General features: G+C 74.3%; 13 protein-coding genes. 3 read left to right on the top strand and 10 right to left on the bottom strand.

What is annotated here, in order from left to right; genetic code table 11:
• A complete protein-coding gene (locus tag ABTY61_RS17230) occupies positions 1 to 1596 on the top strand; it encodes a DUF4139 domain-containing protein (RefSeq protein ID WP_350505817.1) in 1596 nt (531 codons plus the stop codon).
• A 54-nt stretch (positions 1597 to 1650) separates the two neighbouring features.
• Positions 1651 to 2013 carry a DUF952 domain-containing protein gene (locus ABTY61_RS17235; protein ID WP_350505818.1) on the top strand — a complete coding sequence of 121 codons (363 nt, stop codon included), beginning with the start codon at positions 1651 to 1653 and terminating at the stop codon, positions 2011 to 2013.
• Between the two features lie 58 nt (positions 2014 to 2071).
• Here ABTY61_RS17235 and ABTY61_RS17240 read toward each other — a convergent pair whose 3' ends face one another.
• The 10 genes from ABTY61_RS17240 to pyrG form a co-directional block, all read right to left on the bottom strand.
• Positions 2072 to 3079 (bottom strand): helix-turn-helix domain-containing protein, encoded by a 1008-nt coding sequence (locus ABTY61_RS17240; protein ID WP_350505819.1) that lies wholly within the window; start codon positions 3077 to 3079, stop codon positions 2072 to 2074.
• Between the two features lie 225 nt (positions 3080 to 3304).
• Entirely contained in the window at positions 3305 to 4672 is a 1368-nt protein-coding gene (locus ABTY61_RS17245; RefSeq protein ID WP_350505820.1) for a pseudouridine synthase, read from the bottom strand.
• Between the two features lie 64 nt (positions 4673 to 4736).
• Positions 4737 to 5330, bottom strand: a complete 594-nt coding sequence (scpB, locus tag ABTY61_RS17250) for an SMC-Scp complex subunit ScpB (protein ID WP_502895340.1) — start codon at positions 5328 to 5330, stop codon at positions 4737 to 4739.
• Positions 5331 to 5626: 296 nt separating this feature from the next.
• The gene (locus tag ABTY61_RS17255; protein WP_350505821.1) at positions 5627 to 6505 is read right to left on the bottom strand and encodes a segregation and condensation protein A; all 879 of its coding nucleotides are present in this window, start codon (positions 6503 to 6505) and stop codon (positions 5627 to 5629) included.
• 141 nt (positions 6506 to 6646) lie between these two features.
• Positions 6647 to 7171, bottom strand: coding sequence for a hypothetical protein (locus ABTY61_RS17260; protein ID WP_502895341.1), 525 nt, complete (start codon positions 7169 to 7171; stop codon positions 6647 to 6649).
• A gap of 41 nt (positions 7172 to 7212) precedes the next feature.
• The gene (locus ABTY61_RS17265) at positions 7213 to 8280 is read right to left on the bottom strand and encodes a ParA family protein (RefSeq protein ID WP_030245868.1); all 1068 of its coding nucleotides are present in this window, start codon (positions 8278 to 8280) and stop codon (positions 7213 to 7215) included.
• A 436-nt stretch (positions 8281 to 8716) separates the two neighbouring features.
• On the bottom strand, positions 8717 to 9832 hold the full coding sequence (gene ald, locus ABTY61_RS17270; RefSeq protein WP_350505823.1) for an alanine dehydrogenase: 1116 nt from the start codon (positions 9830 to 9832) through the stop codon (positions 8717 to 8719).
• Between the two features lie 261 nt (positions 9833 to 10093).
• Positions 10094 to 12259 carry a tetratricopeptide repeat protein gene (locus ABTY61_RS17275; RefSeq protein ID WP_350505824.1) on the bottom strand — a complete coding sequence of 722 codons (2166 nt, stop codon included), beginning with the start codon at positions 12257 to 12259 and terminating at the stop codon, positions 10094 to 10096.
• Positions 12260 to 12461: 202 nt separating this feature from the next.
• Positions 12462 to 13109, bottom strand: coding sequence for an NUDIX domain-containing protein (locus tag ABTY61_RS17280; RefSeq protein WP_350505825.1), 648 nt, complete (start codon positions 13107 to 13109; stop codon positions 12462 to 12464).
• Positions 13110 to 13215: 106 nt separating this feature from the next.
• Positions 13216 to 14898, bottom strand: coding sequence for a CTP synthase (pyrG, locus tag ABTY61_RS17285; protein ID WP_502895338.1), 1683 nt, complete (start codon positions 14896 to 14898; stop codon positions 13216 to 13218).
• 718 nt (positions 14899 to 15616) lie between these two features.
• Between pyrG and ABTY61_RS17290 the strand changes: the two genes are divergently transcribed.
• On the top strand, positions 15617 to 16548 hold a 932-nt coding region (locus ABTY61_RS17290; RefSeq protein ID WP_350505826.1), incomplete at its 3' end, for a glycoside hydrolase family 15 protein.

Genomic DNA, 16548 nt, shown 5'->3' on the forward strand with positions numbered 1-16548 from the left:
ATGACCGAAGAGACCGTTCCCCGCCAAGACCCCCTCCCCGTCCCGCTCCCCCTCCCGCCCTCCGTTCCCCTCCCCGTCACCGCCGTCACCTGCCTGGAGGACCGCGCCCAGGTCGAACGCACGGTGACCGTCGAGCTCGCCGAGGGCGTCCAGCGGCTGCGGCTGGGCCCGCTCACCGCCCTCGCCGTCGACCGCACCCTGCGCGCCGAGTCCGCCGCCCCCGGCACCCGGGTGCTGGAGGCCCGACTGGTGCGCACCTGGTCCCCGCGCGCCCCGCTGCCGCCCGGCCCGGCGGACTCCGCGCTGCGTCACCGGCTGCACGCCCTGGAGGCCGAGTCGCGTCTCGCGGACCAGACCCGCGCCCGTCTGGAGGCCCGGCTCGCCCTGCTCGCCCAGCTCTCCTCTGACCTGCTGCGCGAGGTCGGCGAGGGCGCCGGCGTCGGCGAGATCGAGCGCACCCGCTGGGCCCGCGAGCTGGACCGGGTGGACGCCGAGCGCGAGCGCTACGGCGAGGAGCTGCGCGCCGCCCGCTCCCGGCTGCGCCGGCTGGACCAGGAGCGCTCCCAGGCCCTGCTGGCCCTGGACGAGGCCGAGGAGGAGCCCGCCGAGCTGCACGCCCACCTGGAGCTCACGGTCGAGGCCGGGCGCCCCGGCCCGACCGCGCTGACCGTCCACCACCTGGTGCCCTGCGCGCTGTGGCGCCCCTCCTACCGGGCCGTGCTGGACGGCGCCGGGCTGCGCCTGGAATCGGAGGCGGTGGTCTGGCAGCGCACCGGCGAGGACTGGACCGGCGCCCGGCTGACCTTCTCCACCGCCCGTTCCGCCCTGGCCACCGACCCGCCCGCGCTCACCGAGGACCTGCTGAGCCTGCGCGAGCGCACCGACGAGGAGCGCCGCACCGTCGAGGTCGAGCTGCGTGAGGAGGAGGTCACCACCCTGGGCCCGGGAGCCGCCGTCCCCGGCCTGGACGACGGCGGCGAGGTCCGGGTGCTGCCCGCCCCCGCGCCGGCCACCGTCCCCTCGGACGGCCGGGCGCACCGGGTCCCGCTGGGGGCCTTCACCGGGCCGGCGAGCAGCGAGTACGCCTGCGCCCCGGAGCTGTCCCCGCTGGTCACCCAGGTGGTCCGGTTCCGCAACGCGGCCGGGCACCCGCTGCTGGCCGGCCCGGTCGAGCTGGTCCGCGGCAGCGGCTTCACCGGCCGCGGCGAGCTGCGCTTCACCGCCGCCGGTGCCGACGCCGAGCTGTCCTTCGGCAGTACGGACGGCTACCGGGTGGTCCGGGAGACCGACGAGCGCCGCAGCACCACCGCCCTGAGCGGCCGCCAGACCACCACCCGCACCGTCCGGCTGCACCTGTCCCGCTTCTCCGGCCCGGAGGAGCACGACGAGCAGCTGGTCACGGTCCGCGAGCGGGTGCCGGTCTCCGAGGTGGCCGCGGTCGAGGTGCGGCTGCGCAAGGAGGAGTGCTCCCCGGCGCCGGACTCCTTCGACGCCGAGGGCATCGTCCGCTGGGACGTCCCGCTCGGCCCGGGCGCCCGGCGCAGCCTCACCCTGGTGTACGAGGTCTCGGCCGCCGCCAAGGTGGCCGGGCTGTGACGCCGGAGGGCCCGTGACGACCGCTCAGGACCGGAAAGCGGGTACAAAAGGAACATGATCCTCCATCTCGCACCCCTGGACGACTGGCTGTCCGACCCCGGCCGCCCGTACGCCACCGCCTCGCTGCTCACCGACGGGTTCATCCACTGCTCGGCGGACGAGCAGACGGCGCTCGCGGTGGCCAACTCCTTCTTCGCCGACGCCCCGGACCCGCTGATGGTGCTGCTGATCGAGGAGGCACTGGTGGAGCCGATGGTCAAGTGGGAGGCCGCACACGGCGCCCCGCCGCCCGGCGCCACCCCCGGCGTCCTGTTCCCGCACATCTACGGGCGGCTGAACCGCTCCGCGGTGGTCGGCCTGGAGAAGGTCGAGCGAGGCCCGGACGGCCGCTGGGCCTCGCTCAGCCCCTGGAGCTGAGCAGCCGACCGGAGCCCGTCCCCCGGCTCACGACCACCCCGGTCAACAGCCGTCCCGCTCACAGCCACCCCCGCTCCCGGGCCGCCATCCCGGCCTGGAAGCGGGTGGTGGCGCCCAGCGAGCGCATCAGGGCCTGCAGCCGCCGCTGGGTGGTGCGAGCGCTCCAGCCCAGCGATCGGGCGATCGACTCGTCGGTCAGCCCGGCGGCCAGCAGTCCGAGCAGCTTGCGGTGGTCGGCGTCCGGCTCCGCCGACGCCTCCCCGGTGCCGATCGCGGCCTGCAGCTGCACGGCCCGCTCCCACTCGGCCTCGAACAGCGTGTCCAGCGCCTGCAGCAGCGCCGAGGGGTGGATGACGTAGGCCGCGTCCAGCACGCTGTCGCCGACACTGATCGGGATGATCGCCATCCGGTCGTCCGAGATGATCATCTTCATCGGCAGCGTCGGCCGCACCCGCGCCTCCTCGCCGTCCGCGACGCCGACCAGGATGTTCTTCTCCAGCCGGCCGGGCCAGGCCACCGCCTCCCGGTCGTAGACGGTCCGGAACCGCAGGCCCTCCCGCATCCGCCGCCGCTGCAAGGGCATCGCCGCCACCGGGTCCTGGATGTACGGCGGGCGGTCGAAGCCGCGGACCTGGTACTGGCTGGTCCCGGTGATGTGCTCCAGCCGCTGGGCGATCGCCTCGCCACCGGTCAGCACCTCCACCGAGTGCGCCGGGTCGGTGTACCGCGAGGCCTCCCGGAAGGCGTCCATCAGCCGGTGCATCTCGGCCCGGGCGCTGCGCAGCTCGGACTCCCGGTGGCCGATCAGGGTCCCTATCGCCACGTCCGGGGCGACCGCCAGGTAGCGCTCCCGGTCCACCGGCGCCCGGGTGGCCATCCCCTGCTGCGCCAACCGGTCCAGCGCGCGCACGCCCTGCTGGAGCGTCAGGCCGCAGCTCCCGGCCAACTCCTCGGCCGTGGACTGCGGATTGGCGACCAGCGCCGCGTACACCCGCCCGTCCGGTTCGGCCAGCCCCAACGGGCCGAGCGCGTGTCCGGCGGACCGCCCCAGTGCTGCATCGGACACGACGCCGTCTCCCCCTGTTCGCCGCGGAACACCCCTCCGGCGCCGCTCCTGGCGCAGTCCCGCCACTCGGCGGGGCGGTGGTCCGGTGGCCATCCTCTGCCACGGATCATGGCGCTGACAAGGCCGTGACCAGCGGTTGCGTCCCGGCTCACACACACGTCGGAGGGTCCCCCGCCACCACGGGCGGGAGACCCTCCGACGAACAACAGCCGTACGGCCGGGGTCCTACAGGCCGACCTCGCGCATCAGCTGGCCGACCTCGGGGTTGGTCAGGCGGCGCAGCCAGCCCGACTTCTGGTCGCCGAGGGCGATCGGACCGAAGTGGGTGCGCACCAGCTTCTCGACCGGGAAGCCGACCTCGGACAGCATCCGGCGGACGATGTGCTTGCGGCCCTCGTGCAGGGTCACCTCGACCAGGTAGTTCTTGCCGACGTTGGAGATCACCTTGAAGCTGTCGGCCCGCGCGTAGCCGTCCTCCAGCTCCACGCCCTTGGCGAGCTGCTTGCCCAGATCACGCGGGATCGGGCCCTGGATGGCGGCCAGGTAGGTCTTGGTCACGCCGTACTTCGGGTGGGTGAGGCGGTGGGCCAGCTCGCCGTGGTTGGTGAGCAGGATGATGCCCTCGGTCTCGGTGTCCAGCCGGCCGACGTGGAACAGCCGGGTCTCCCGGTTGGTCACGTAGTCGCCCAGGCACTGGCGCCCGTCCGGGTCCTCCATGGTGGAGACCACGCCGGCCGGCTTGTTGAGCGCGAAGAACAGGTAGGACTGGGTGGCGACGGTCAGGCCGTCGACCTTGATCTCGTCCTTCTCCGGGTCGACCCGCTTGCCCTGCTCGGTGACCAGCTTGCCGTTGACCTCGACCCGGCCCTGCTCGATCAGCTCCTCGCAGGCGCGCCGGCTGCCGATGCCGGCCCGGGCCAGCACCTTCTGCAGGCGCTCGCCCTCGGGCTCGCCGAAGGTCTTGGGCAGCTTGACGGCCGGCTTGTCGTGCCGGGCCAGCACGGCGTCCTCGATCTTGGCCTGGAGCTCGCGCGAACGCTGCGGCTGGCGGCGCGGGTCGCCCGGGGCACCCTGGCCCTCCCGGCGCGGGCGCGGGGCCGGGCCGGGGCGCCGGCCGGTGAAGCCGCCGCGGGCCGGGGTGGCGTTCGGGCCGCCGCCGAACTCGGGGCGGTCGTACTTGCGCTCCTCGGGCCGCAGCGGGCGGTCCGGGAAGCGGCGGTCGTCGCGCCGGTCGTCCCGGCGGCCGCCGTCGCGCCCGTAGGAGCCGCCGCGCGAGCCCGAACCCGAGCCCGAGCCGCCGCCGTAGGAGCCACCGCGCGAGCCCGAGCCGCCGCCGTACGAGCCACCGCCGCCCGAGCCGCCACCGTAGGAGCCGCCCCGCGAGCCCGAGCCGCCGCCGTACGAGCCACCGCCGCCCGAGCCGCCACCGTACGAACCGCCGCCGTACGAACCGCCGCGCGAGCCCGACCCCGAGCCGCCGCGACCGCCGCCGCTGCTGCCGCCGTAGGAGCCGCCCCGGCCCCCGCCCTGTCCGCCGCGAGCGCTGCCGCTGCCGCCGCCGCTGCCGTTCCTGCCGTTGCCACTGCTACGCATCAAAGTGTCCGTACGTCGTTTTCCGTCTGGGATGTGCGGTCGTTTCGGCCGACCTCACCTCCCCCTACCGATCAGGCGTTGCCCGATCGGCCTCGCCACTGCCGTCCGCGGCCTGCACGGCAGCGGTGGCGACCGCCTCCGCGATCATCGTGCCCTCCAGGGACTCCGCTTCCACGTCGTCGACCTCGGGCAGGAAGGGAGCGAGCTCCGGCAGCTCGTCCAAGCCGCGGAGCCCCATCCGTTCCAGGAAGTATTTCGTCGTCCGATACAGGATCGCACCTGTTTCGGGCTCGGATCCGGCCTCTTCCACCAGTCCTCGCTGTACCAGGGTACGCATCACGCCGTCACAGTTCACACCGCGGACGGCGGAAACCCGCGATCTGGACACCGGCTGCCGGTACGCGACCACCGCCAGGGTCTCCAGCGCTGCCTGGGTCAGCCGGGCCTGCTGGCCGTCCAGCAGGAAGCGGTCGACCGCCTCGGCGCAGGTCTCCCGGCTGTAGAACCGCCAGCCGCCGGCCACCAGGCGCAGGTCGAACCCGCGCCCCTGGGCCGCGTACTCGGCGGCCAGCGCGCGCAGCGCCGCGGCCACCTCGGCCCGCGGCCGCTCCAGCACCCCGGCCAGCCGCTCCTCGCCGACCGGCTCGTCGACGACCATCAGGATCGCCTCCAGCTCGGCCCGCAGCCCCGGCCCGGCCGGCTCAGATTCGACCGGCTCGGATTCGACCGGCTCCGGCGCACCGGAAGTCGCACCGGAAGTCGACGGAGCCGACTTCTGGTGCACCACCCGCGGCTCGGCCTCCCCCGGCTCCGGGACGGCCACCGGTGATGCCACCGGTGCCGCCACCGGCTCCGGCAGCAGTTCGAAGGCCGGCTCCAGCCACTCCTCCGCCCGCGGCCGCCCCGGCAGCCCGAGCGGGCGCCGCACCGGCCGCCCGCCGTCGTTCCCGCCGTTCATCGCCGCCCGCCCTCCTCCTCGGCCCGCTCCGGCCCGCCGACGGGCCGGTCGAACTCGTCCGTCACCTCGACCGGGCCCCGGCCCTCCTCGGCCACCCAGCGCACCCGCAGCTCCCCGAGCGCCTCCGGCTGCTCGAAGGCCAGCACCCGCTCCCGGTAGAGCTCCAGCAGCGCCAGGAAGCGGGCGACCACCACCAGGGTGTCCGGCGCGTCCGCGACCAGCTGCTGGAAGGAGGCCTCGCCGAGCCCGGTGAGCAGCGCCGCCACCAGCGCGGCCTGCTCGCGCACGCTCACCGGCGGGGTGTGGATGTGGTCCACGTACACCACCGGCGCCGGCTTCGGCTCCATGGCCTTGGCCGCCAGCCGGGCGAGCCCCTCCGGGCCGATGCCGATGACCACCTCGGGCAGCAGCTCCGCGTGCCGGGGCTCCAGCCCGGCGGTCCGGGGGCGCCGCAGCAGCTCGGCCGCCCAGCGCTCGCCGAACAGCGCCGCCGCCCGCTTGTACGCCCGGTACTGCAACAGCCGGGCGAACAGCAGGTCACGTGCCTCCAGCAGGGCCAGGTCCGCCTCGTCCTCGACCTCGGCCACCGGCAGCAGCCGGGCGGCCTTGAGATCGAGCAGGGTGGCGGCCACCACCAGGAACTCGGTCGCCGCGTCCAGGTCCCAGTCCGGGCCCATCGCCCGGATGTGCGCCAGGAACTCGTCCGTCACGGTGGCCAGGGCCACCTCGGTGACGTCCAGCTTGTGCTTGGCGATCAGGCTGAGCAGCAGGTCGAAGGGGCCCTCGAAGTTGTCCAGCCGCACCCGGAACCCGCCCCGGGACTCCTCCTCGGTGGCGTTCACGGCGCTGGCGGCTGGCTCGACGGTGCTCGGCATGACGTTCCATCTTCACCCGCGCGCACCGGCCGTCCCGCCCGGCGGCCGCCGACACGCCGCCCACCGGCCCGCCGCGGGCCCTCGGCGCGCCACCACGGGCGCCCGGGCGCGCCCCGGGGCCGGAGCCGCCCGCAGACGGGCCTAGCGGCCGCGCAGCCGCCGGACCAGGATCGAGGCCTCGCCGCGCTGCTCCAGGTCGGCCAGGACCACCGCGATGGCCTCCCGGACGATCCGCCCGCGGTCCACGGCCAGGCCGTGCTCGCCGCGCAGCACCAGCCGGGTGTGCTCCAGGTCCATGAGCTCCTCGGCGGACACGTACACGGTGATCTTCTCGTCGTGCCGCTCGCGCCCGCTCGGTCGGCGAGGCGCGCGGCCGCGCGGCCGGGCGCGTCCGGCCGCGCCGGGCTGCTCCTCGGCCGTGCCCGCGTGGGCGCGGCCGGCCGGCGCGGCGGCGCCCTGGCCCCCGGCGGCCCGCTGGAGGGGAGGCTGCCCCGCCGGCGGCACCGCGGCGCCCGACTGCTGCTCCTGGGGCGTCTGCCGGTCGTCCTGGGGCCCCGGGGCGGCCTCGGTGCCCTCGGCGCCGTCGGTGCCGTTGACGGTCCGCGCGGTCTCCGGTCTGGATGCCTCGGCGGCCGGACGCGGGGCGAGGGACGGCGACAGCGCCATCCCGCCGGTGGTCCGGAACAGCTCGTCGGCACCCGGGAGACTCACTCGGCGGGGCGGCACCGGTCGAGCACCTCCCTGGCGAGCTGACGGTAGGCGGCGGCCCCGACCGAGTTGGTGGCGTACGTCGTGATCGGCTCGCCGGCGACGGTGGTCTCCGGGAAGCGCACGGTCCGCCCGATCACGGTGTGGAAGACGTGCTCGCCGAACGCCTCGACGACCCGCGCCAGCACCTCGCGGCTGTGCACGGTGCGCGAGTCGTACATAGTCGCGAGGATGCCGTCCAGGCGCAGCTCGGGGTTGAGCCGCTCGCACACCTTCTCGATGGTCTCGGTCAGCAGCGCGACACCGCGCAGCGCGAAGAACTCGCACTCCAGCGGGACGATCACGCTGTGAGCGGCCGTCAGCGCATTGACCGTCAGCAGGCCCAGCGAGGGCTGGCAGTCGATGATGACGTAGTCGTAGTCCGGCAGCAGCGGCTTGAGGGCGCGCGCCAGCGCGGACTCCCGGGCCACCTCGCTGACCAGCTGCACCTCGGCGGCCGAGAGGTCGATGTTGGAGGGCAGCAGGTCCATGCCCGGGACCGCGGTCTTGAGCAGCACCTCATCGGCCGTCAGGCCCCGCTCCATGAGCAGGTTGTAGACGGTGACGTCGAGTTCCATCGGGTTGACGCCGAGGCCGACCGAGAGCGCGCCCTGCGGGTCGAAGTCGACGAGCAGCACCCGGCGGCCGTACTCGGCCAGCGCCGCGCCCAGGTTGATGGTCGACGTGGTCTTGCCGACACCGCCCTTCTGGTTGCACATGGCGATGATCTGCGCGGGGCCGTGCTCGGCCACCGGCGCGGGGATCGGGAAGTACGGCAGCGGACGGCCGGTCGGGCCGACCCGCTCGCGACGCTGGCGCGCGGCGTCGGGGGCCAGCGTGGCGGCGTACTCCGGGTCCGGCTCGTACTCGGCGTCCGGGTCGTCGTAGGCGCCGTAGGCGAACTCGCCGTAGGCCAGGCCGTAGGCCGCCAAGTCGGCGTCGTGATCGGTCACCGTGGTCACCTGTGCTGTGTTCTGGCGTGCTTCGAAGGTACGGAGTGCGACCGAGCCGACCTCGGCCGAGCCCACGGAGGCCTGCCGGGCCCCGGGCTCCTCACTCGGCTGGCCGGCGGTGAGCTCCGCCAGTCCTGGCTGACCACCCCCGGGAGCAATTGTCGACTCATTCACAAGTCGTCTTACCTCCTTGGGGATCCAGGACTCTATGTCGATTCGTCAGCGTGGCAGCATGCCGACGGTTTGCGACTCTAGGCCGTTCAAGGCGTTCGCAGCAACACAATCCACGGTAGTGGGCACGATGTGTCGACTATCGGGCGGGCTGCTGTCAAGGGATGAGCAGGCCCATGACCCTAACGTTTCTGCGGGAGGCCGAGGGTCGGGTGACGTCACCGACGGAAATTGACGACAGAGCGACCCGCCCGGTCCAACCGCTGTTCACGGGCATGGTGAAGCCCCCGACCCGAGCGGATCGGGTCGGGGGCGAACGACCGCAACGCGGTCAGGGGGTTCAGGCGAGCACGGTCTCCAGCGTGACCGACTCCAGGCCGAAGGCGTCGGCCACGGCCGGGAAGGTGATCTGGCCCTCGTGGACGTTCAGGCCCTTGGCGAGCGCCGCGTCACGGCGCAGCGCCTCCTTCCAACCGCGGTTCGCCAGCTCCAGCACGTACGGGAGGGTGGCGTTGGTCAGCGCGTAGGTGGAGGTGTTCGGGACGGCGCCCGGCATGTTGGCCACGCAGTAGAAGACCGAGTTGTGGACCTGGAAGGTCGGGTCGTCGTGCGTGGTCGGGTGCGAGTCCTCGAAGCAGCCGCCCTGGTCGATGGCGATGTCGACGAGCACGGAGCCCGGCTTCATCCGGGAGACCAGCTCGTTGGTGACCAGCTTCGGGGCCTTGGCGCCCGGGATCAGCACCGCGCCGACGACCAGGTCGGCGTCCAGGACGGCCTTCTCCAGCTCGAAGGAGTTGGACATGATGGCCTTGATCTTGGTGCCGAAGATCCGGTCGGCCTCGCGCAGCTTGTTGATGTCGCGGTCCAGCAGGGTCACGTCGTAGCCCATGCCGATGGCGATGGTGGCCGCGTGCCAGCCGGAGACGCCACCGCCGATGACGACGGCCTTGGCCGGGTGGGTGCCGGGCACGCCGCCGGGCAGCACGCCGCGGCCGCCGGCCGGGCGCATCAGGTGGTACGAGCCGACCTGCGGGGCCAGCCGGCCCGCGACCTCGGACATCGGGGCGAGCAGCGGCAGCGCGCCGTTGCCCAGCTGCACGGTCTCGTACGCGATGGCGGTGGTGCCGGAGGCGACCAGCGCGTCGGTGCCGGCCCGGTCGGCCGCCAGGTGCAGGTACGTGAAGAGGGTCTGGCCCTTCCGCAGCCGGTGGTACTCGGAGGCGATGGGCTCCTTGACCTTCAGCAGCAGGTCGGCGGTGGCCCACACCTCGTCGGCGGTGGGGAGGATGGTGGCGCCGGCGGCCACGTACTCCTCGTTGGGGATCGAGGAGCCGAGACCGGCGTTGTCCTCGATGTAGACCTCGTGGCCGTTGCGGACCAGCTCATGCACGCCGGCGGGCGTGATGGCCACGCGGTACTCGTGGTTCTTGACCTCGCGGGGGATGCCGACCTTCACGACTGAACACGTCCTCTTGCCATGGGGGTCCCGACCGGAGAAGACCGGTGGGCGACGCGCACGTGGGGAAGCCTCCGGGCATGCCGGGGCAGGGGATCGCTGCGCGACTGAGTTCGAGTGTAATGAAGCCCAGGCGGCCTGTCAGCCTTCCAAATCGAATAATTTCGCCGAAGACATTGGCAGGTTCGTAGGCTTCCACTGGAACTTACCTGTCATAGGTGCCGTAGTAGGGCACTTTCGACGATACCTCCGAAACCGCCCTCACCACCCGCCGTCGACGCGTTCCCGCAGGTCCGCGAGGGCCGCGCCGACGGCCTCCCGGCCGCGCTCGTCGCCGATCCGGCGCAGCGCGGCCAGCGCGGCCCGGTACTCCCGGTCGGCCTCGTCGAAGCGGCGCTGCGCGGTGTGCGCCTCGGCCACCCGGGCCAGCAGCCGGGCCTCCGCCGCGTGGTCGCCCAGCGACTGCCGCAACCCGAGTGCCCGCCCGTACCAGTCGGCGGCGCGCACCGCGTCGCCGAGCGCCCGGTGGCAGCCCGCCGCGCCCTCCAGGGCCCGGGCGCAGAGCGGTTCGTCGCCGACCGCACGGGCGTGCTCCAGGGCGGCCCGGTAGTGCCCGGCGGCCTGCTCCCAGCGACCCGCCGACACCTGGAGGTCGCCCAGGTTGAGCAGCGCCGCCGAGGCCCGGCGGGGGCGGCCGTTGCGCTCGGCGACGGTGAGCACCAGCTCGTGCAGCCGGTAGAGGTCGGCCGGGGCGGCCGCGCCGGTCAGCGGCAGCGCCCGCAGCAGCGCGGTGACCAGCCGGCCGGCCGAGCCGTCCAGGTCGCCCTGCCCGATCGCGTCGGCCACCGCGCCGAGCAGCAGTTCGCGCTCGCCGAGCAGCCAGTCCCGGGCGTGCGCGGCCGAGCTCAGCCGCAGCGCGGCGGGCAGCGGGTCGGGGGCCGGGCCGTCGGCCGGGTCCAGCAGGGCCCGGGCCGACTCGGTCAGCCGGACCAGCCGCTCCAGCAGCCGGGCCCGGGCGAGCTCGGTCTCGGCCGGCCGGTCCTCCTGTTCCCGCAGCCGGACCAGCCGCTGGTAGAGCCGCCCGGGCACCCGGTAGCGCGGGGTGCCGTCGGCGGCCGGCGCCTCCTCCCCGAGCAGCTCCCGCTCGGCCAGCGCGGCCAGCGTCGCGGCCGCCTCCGGTGCCGGGCAGCCGACCAGGGCGGAGGCGGTGCGCGGGTCGGCGGTCTGCGCCGGGGCCAGGGTGAGGAGGCGCAGCATCCGCGCCTGGGCGGCCGGCAGGCCGCGGTAGAGCAGGGTGAAGGCGCCCAGCAGCGGATCGTTGTCGGGGACGGGCACCGGCTCGGCGGGCTCCGGCCCGGGCTTCACCCAGCCCGCCGGGCGCCCGGCCGTCCCGGCCGCCGTCGGGTCGGCCGCCGTCGTCCCTGCCGTCGCCGGCCCGGTGGCGGAGCCGGACCCCGCGGCGGAGCCGGACCCGGTGGCCCGCTCCTCCCCCTTCTTCTGCTGCGCCTTCGGCCGCCCCGGCTGCTCCCCGGCCGTCGCGGGCCGCGCGGCCCCGGCGGCCTGCGCCGTCCGCGCGCTCCCGGGGGTCCTCGCCGCCTCGCCCGGCTTCGGGGCCTTCGCGCCCTCCGCCGGCTTCGGCGGCTCCGGCTCCTCCCCCACCACCCGGCCGAGCTCGCGCACCGCGTCCGTGACCGCGACCTTCGGGTTGCCGCGCAGCCACCCCGCGATCAGCCGCAGCGCGGCCGGACCGGCGGCGCAGGCCTCGGCGAGGTCGGCCCCGCCGACCGGGTCGCAGGAGATCCGGGTGCCGCCCACCAGGTCGGCCAGCAGCTCGCCGGAGGCCTGCCGGTCCAGTCCGCCGAGGATCACCGGGTCGATGTCCTCGATCCCGGTGAGCGGCCCGGCCGTGGTGGCGAGCACCAGGCAGCCGGGTTCGTCGGCGAGCAGCGGCCACAGCTGGCCGGCGTCCCGGACGTCGTCCAGCACCAGCAGCACCTTGAGCCCCGCCAGTGCCTCTCGCAGCGCCACGCTGCCCGGCTCGTCCCGCCCGTCCTCGACGGCCCCGGGCAGCGGCACGGCGGCCTGCGGGTCGAGCTGCTCCAGCAGCAGCCGGGCGGCCCGGCCGGGCGGCACCCGCCCGCCGTCCGGGGCGGACAGCCGGGCGAACAGCACGCCGTCCGGGTAGTCGGCGGCGGCGGTGCGGGCGAAGCGGGTGGCGAGCGCCGTCCGGCCCGAGCCGGGCCGGCCGGCCAGCACGAGCACCGGGCAGCGGCCGCTCACCCGGCGGGCGGCGGCGGCCCGCAGCGCGGCCAGTTCGGTGCGCCGCCCGGCGAACAGGGCGGGCCCGGGGGGCAGCCGGTCGAGCCCCGGGACGGCGCCGGCGGGCGCGTCGGGGCCGGGGTCCATCGTCGCCGTCTTCCTCGCCACCCGTGCCACTCCCGACGTCGTCCCGCGGCCGGCGCCCGACTGGTCGGCGTCCGGCGCTCGGCGGAGGCGGCCCGGGACGGGCGCCCTGTCCACGAAGCGTAGTTCGACCGTCCGGCTGATCCGAGGTGACATCCGGTCCTACGAACCGGCAAATCACCCCAAGGAATCAACCCGGGCGGTTCGCGCACGCCTCGACGGGTGATCAGGCCTCGAAGGGGCGCGCCGGCCAGGGCGCCTCCGGGTGGCGCAGCCCGTCCAGGCCGTCCGGGGAGGTCAGCGCGGCGTGCACGGCGAGGACGCCGGTGACCAGGGTCGGGTTGTGCAGCCGCCCGGCCTGGATCAGCCGGATCAGTTCGGGCACCGGCACCCAGGCGACCTCGATCTCCTGCTCCTCGCCCTCGGCCTCGTAGCGCTCGCCCTCGGCGGCCGACAGGTCGGTCGCCAGGAACATCCGCAGCGCCTCGTCGGTGCCGCCCGGGGAGGTGTAGTAGTCGGCGAGGACCCGCCAGGTGTCGGCCTTGCAGTGCGCCTCCTCGTACAGCTCGCGCCGGGCGGCGTGCCACGGGTTCTCGCCGGGCACGTCGAGCAGGCCGGCCGGCAGCTCCCAGAGCCGCTGGCGCACGGGGTGGCGGTACTGGCGCAGCACCAGCACCCGCTGCTTGTCGTCCAGGGCGAGCACGGAGACCGAGCCGGGGTGGGTCTGGTAGTCGCGCCGGGACCAGCTGCCGTCGGGCATCCGGACCTCCTCGCTGCGCACGCCGGTGACCCGGCCCTGGAACGGCGTCGAGCTCGCCCGGACCTCCCACTCCTCGGCCGTGTCGGCGATCACCAGGTCGCTCTGCTCGTCCATCGCTCTCCCCTTTTCGTCAGTACGACACAATCTAACGCCGGACGGCGGCCCCGCGGGAATCGCGGGGCCGCCGTCCGGTGAACGACCTGGGTCGGGAGGAGTACGACTACTCCGCGGCCGGGGCCGTCTTGATCTCGATGGCGGCCTTGACCAGGCCCGCGAACAGCGGGTGCGGGCGGGTCGGGCGGGACTTCAGCTCCGGGTGGGCCTGGGTGGCCACCAGGTACGGGTGCACCTCGCGCGGGTACTCGACGTACTCGACCAGGTCGCCCTTGGGCGAGAGGCCGGAGAACTGCAGGCCGGTCTTCTCCAGGTCCGCGCGGTAGGCGTTGTTGACCTCGTAGCGGTGGCGGTGGCGCTCCTCGACGTACGGCTCGCCGCCGTAGACCTCGCGGACGATCGAGCCCTCGGCGAGCTTGGCCGGGTACAGGCCCAGGCGCATGGTGCCGCCCAGGTCGCCCTTGCCGTCGACGATCGCCAGCTGCTCGGCCATGGTGGAGACGACCGGGTGCTTGGCGGCGGCGTCGAACTCGGTGGAGTTGGCCTCGGGCAGGCCGGCCAGGTTGCGGGCGGCCTCGATGACCACGCACTGCAGGCCCAGGCACAGGCCCAGCAGCGGGACCTTGTTCTCGCGGGCGAAGGTGATGGCGCCGACCTTGCCGTTGACGCCGCGGTCGCCGAACCCGCCGGGGATGCAGATCGCGTCGACGTCGCCGAGCTGGGCGCGGGCGCCCTCGGGGGTCTCGCAGTCGTCCGAGGTGACCCACTTGATCTCGACCCGCGCGTTGTTGGCGAAGCCGCCGGCGCGCAGCGCCTCGGTCACCGACAGGTAGGCGTCCGGCAGGTCGATGTACTTGCCGACCAGGGCGACCTTGACGATGTGCTGGGGCTCGTGGACGCGGCGCAGCAGGTCGTCCCAGGTGGTCCAGTCCACGTCGCGGAACGGCAGGTCCAGGCGGCGCACCACGTACGCGTCCAGGCCCTCGCCGTGCAGCACCTTCGGGATGTCGTAGATCGACTTGGCGTCGATGGCCGCGACCACGGCCTCCTCGTCCACGTCGCACATCAGCGAGATCTTGCGCTTGATCGCCTGCGGGACCTCGCGGTCGGCGCGCAGCACGATCGCGTCCGGCTGGATGCCGATGTTGCGCAGCGCGGCGACGGAGTGCTGGGTGGGCTTGGTCTTGAGCTCGCCGGAGGGGCCGATGTACGGCAGCAGGGAGACGTGCACGAAGAACACGTTGTCCCGGCCGACCTCGTGCCGGACCTGGCGGACGGCCTCCAGGAACGGCAGCGACTCGATGTCGCCGACGGTGCCGCCGACCTCGGTGATCACGACGTCGACGTCCTCGGTCGCCATCCGGCGGATCCGGGACTTGATCTCGTTGGTGATGTGCGGGATGACCTGGACGGTGTCGCCCAGGTACTCGCCGCGGCGCTCCTTGGCGATGACCGTCGAGTACACCTGGCCGGTGGTGACGTTCGCCGAGCCGTGCAGGTTGGTGTCGAGGAAGCGCTCGTAGTGACCGATGTCCAGGTCGGTCTCGGCGCCGTCGTCGGTGACGAAGACCTCACCGTGCTGGAACGGGTTCATGGTGCCCGGGTCCACGTTGAGGTACGGGTCGAGCTTCTGCATGGTCACACGCAGGCCGCGGGCCTTGAGCAGCGCGCCGAGGCTGGAGGCGGTGAGCCCCTTGCCGAGCGAAGAGGCGACACCCCCGGTGACGAAGAGGTGCTTGGTCGTCACGGCGCGGCCGTTCGCTGCCTTGCCGGAATGGGGCTGTGCCAAGAGGGGGCTCCCGTGGGTCGCGTGTCGAAGGTGACGTGGGCGGGAGGCTCGCGGCTCGCCGGGCGACGGAGGCCCGCAGCTGTGCGGGGCTCGTAGGGTCGTCGGTTCGGCTGGTCCGGGGCGTTTGATCCCGCCGGTCCACGGGATACCAGGGTAACAGTGACCCGACCGGGACGCCTTTCGGCCCGCGCTCGGTGCTCCGGGAGCGTGCGCCGGGCGCACCACCGGCGCATCATCCGCCGCACGCGTCACACCGGTCGCACCACCCGCCGGACCGGGCCAGCCGGGGCGCTCCGACCGGGCCATGGCGGCTCCTCCGTTACGGCCACCCGGAGCTGATCCTTCCGGACCATCCTGCGCCACGCCCCCGCGATGCACGGCATTTCCGCCGAATTGCGGCGCCACACGAAGCTGCGCCCGCGTGCTTCGCCCCTTTCGTCCGTCGTAAGCTGCACGGACGCATCGCGACAGCACGAGCACGCGGAGGGCGTGGGAGCGTCAGGACACTCCCGGTCCCCGATGCGCGACCGGACCTCCCCGTTATCCAGCTCCTCCCCACCCACCCTCAGGGGCTCGCCCGAGCCTCGCGCGGACACTCCAGCAAGGCCCGCCACCACCCCCCGGCGGGCCGGACGTCCCGGGGTGAACCTCCGGCCCCGCAGACCGCTCGCTCCCGGGTTCGCCGATGCCCTGACCACATTGCGAACTGGAGATCCACGTGGCCGGCCGTATCGAGGACTACGCACTCATCGGGGACATGCAGACCGCTGCCCTGGTCAGCAGGGACGGGGCGGTGGACTGGCTCTGCCTCCCCCGCTTCGACTCGCCGGCGGTGTTCGCCGGCCTGCTGGGCACCGATGAACACGGCTTCTGGCGGATCGGCCCGGCCGAGGCCGTGGCGACCGAGCTCCCCGCCCCCGCCGCCGCTCCCGCCCGGGCCGACCTGCCCCGCTTCACCGACACCGCCGCCCTGCGCGTCCCCCCGCCCACCGCCGCCGCCCCCGCCGTGCCCGCCGACCGGCGCCGCTACCGGGGCGACTCGCTGATCCTGGAGCAGGAGTGGGACGCCCAGGGCGGCACCGTCCGGGTGATCGACTTCATGCCGCCGCGCCCGCTGGCCGGCAAGGACTCGGTGCCCCAGATGATCCGGATCGTCGAGGGCGTGGCCGGCACCGTGCGGATGCGCTCGGCGCTGCGGATGCGCTTCTCGTACGGGCGGATCGTCCCCTGGGTGCACCGGGTCGAGCAGGCCGACGGCGGCCACCGCACCGTCGCCGTCGCCGGGCCCGACTCGGTCTGGCTGGACGGCGAGGCCGAGACCTACGGGCGCGACCTCACCACCTACGCCGACCTCACCGTCCGGGCGGGCGAGCGGATCGCCTTCGCGCTCACCTGGCAGGCCTCCCACCTGGAGCCCCCGGCCGTCCCGGACGCCGAGGCGATGCTCGACGCCACCGCGGACTTCTGGCACGACTGGGCCGACCAGTGCACCTACCAGGGCCCCTACCGCGAGGCCGTGGTCCGCTCGCTGATCACCCTCAAGGGCCTCACCTATGCCCCCACCGGCGGCATCGTCGCCGCCCCCACCACCTCGCTGCCCGAGGACATCGGCGGCGAGCGCAACTGGGACTACCGCTACACCTGGCTGCG

It is taken from the genome of Kitasatospora sp. NPDC096128, assembly GCF_040303105.1.
Lineage (GTDB): Bacteria > Actinomycetota > Actinomycetes > Streptomycetales > Streptomycetaceae > Kitasatospora.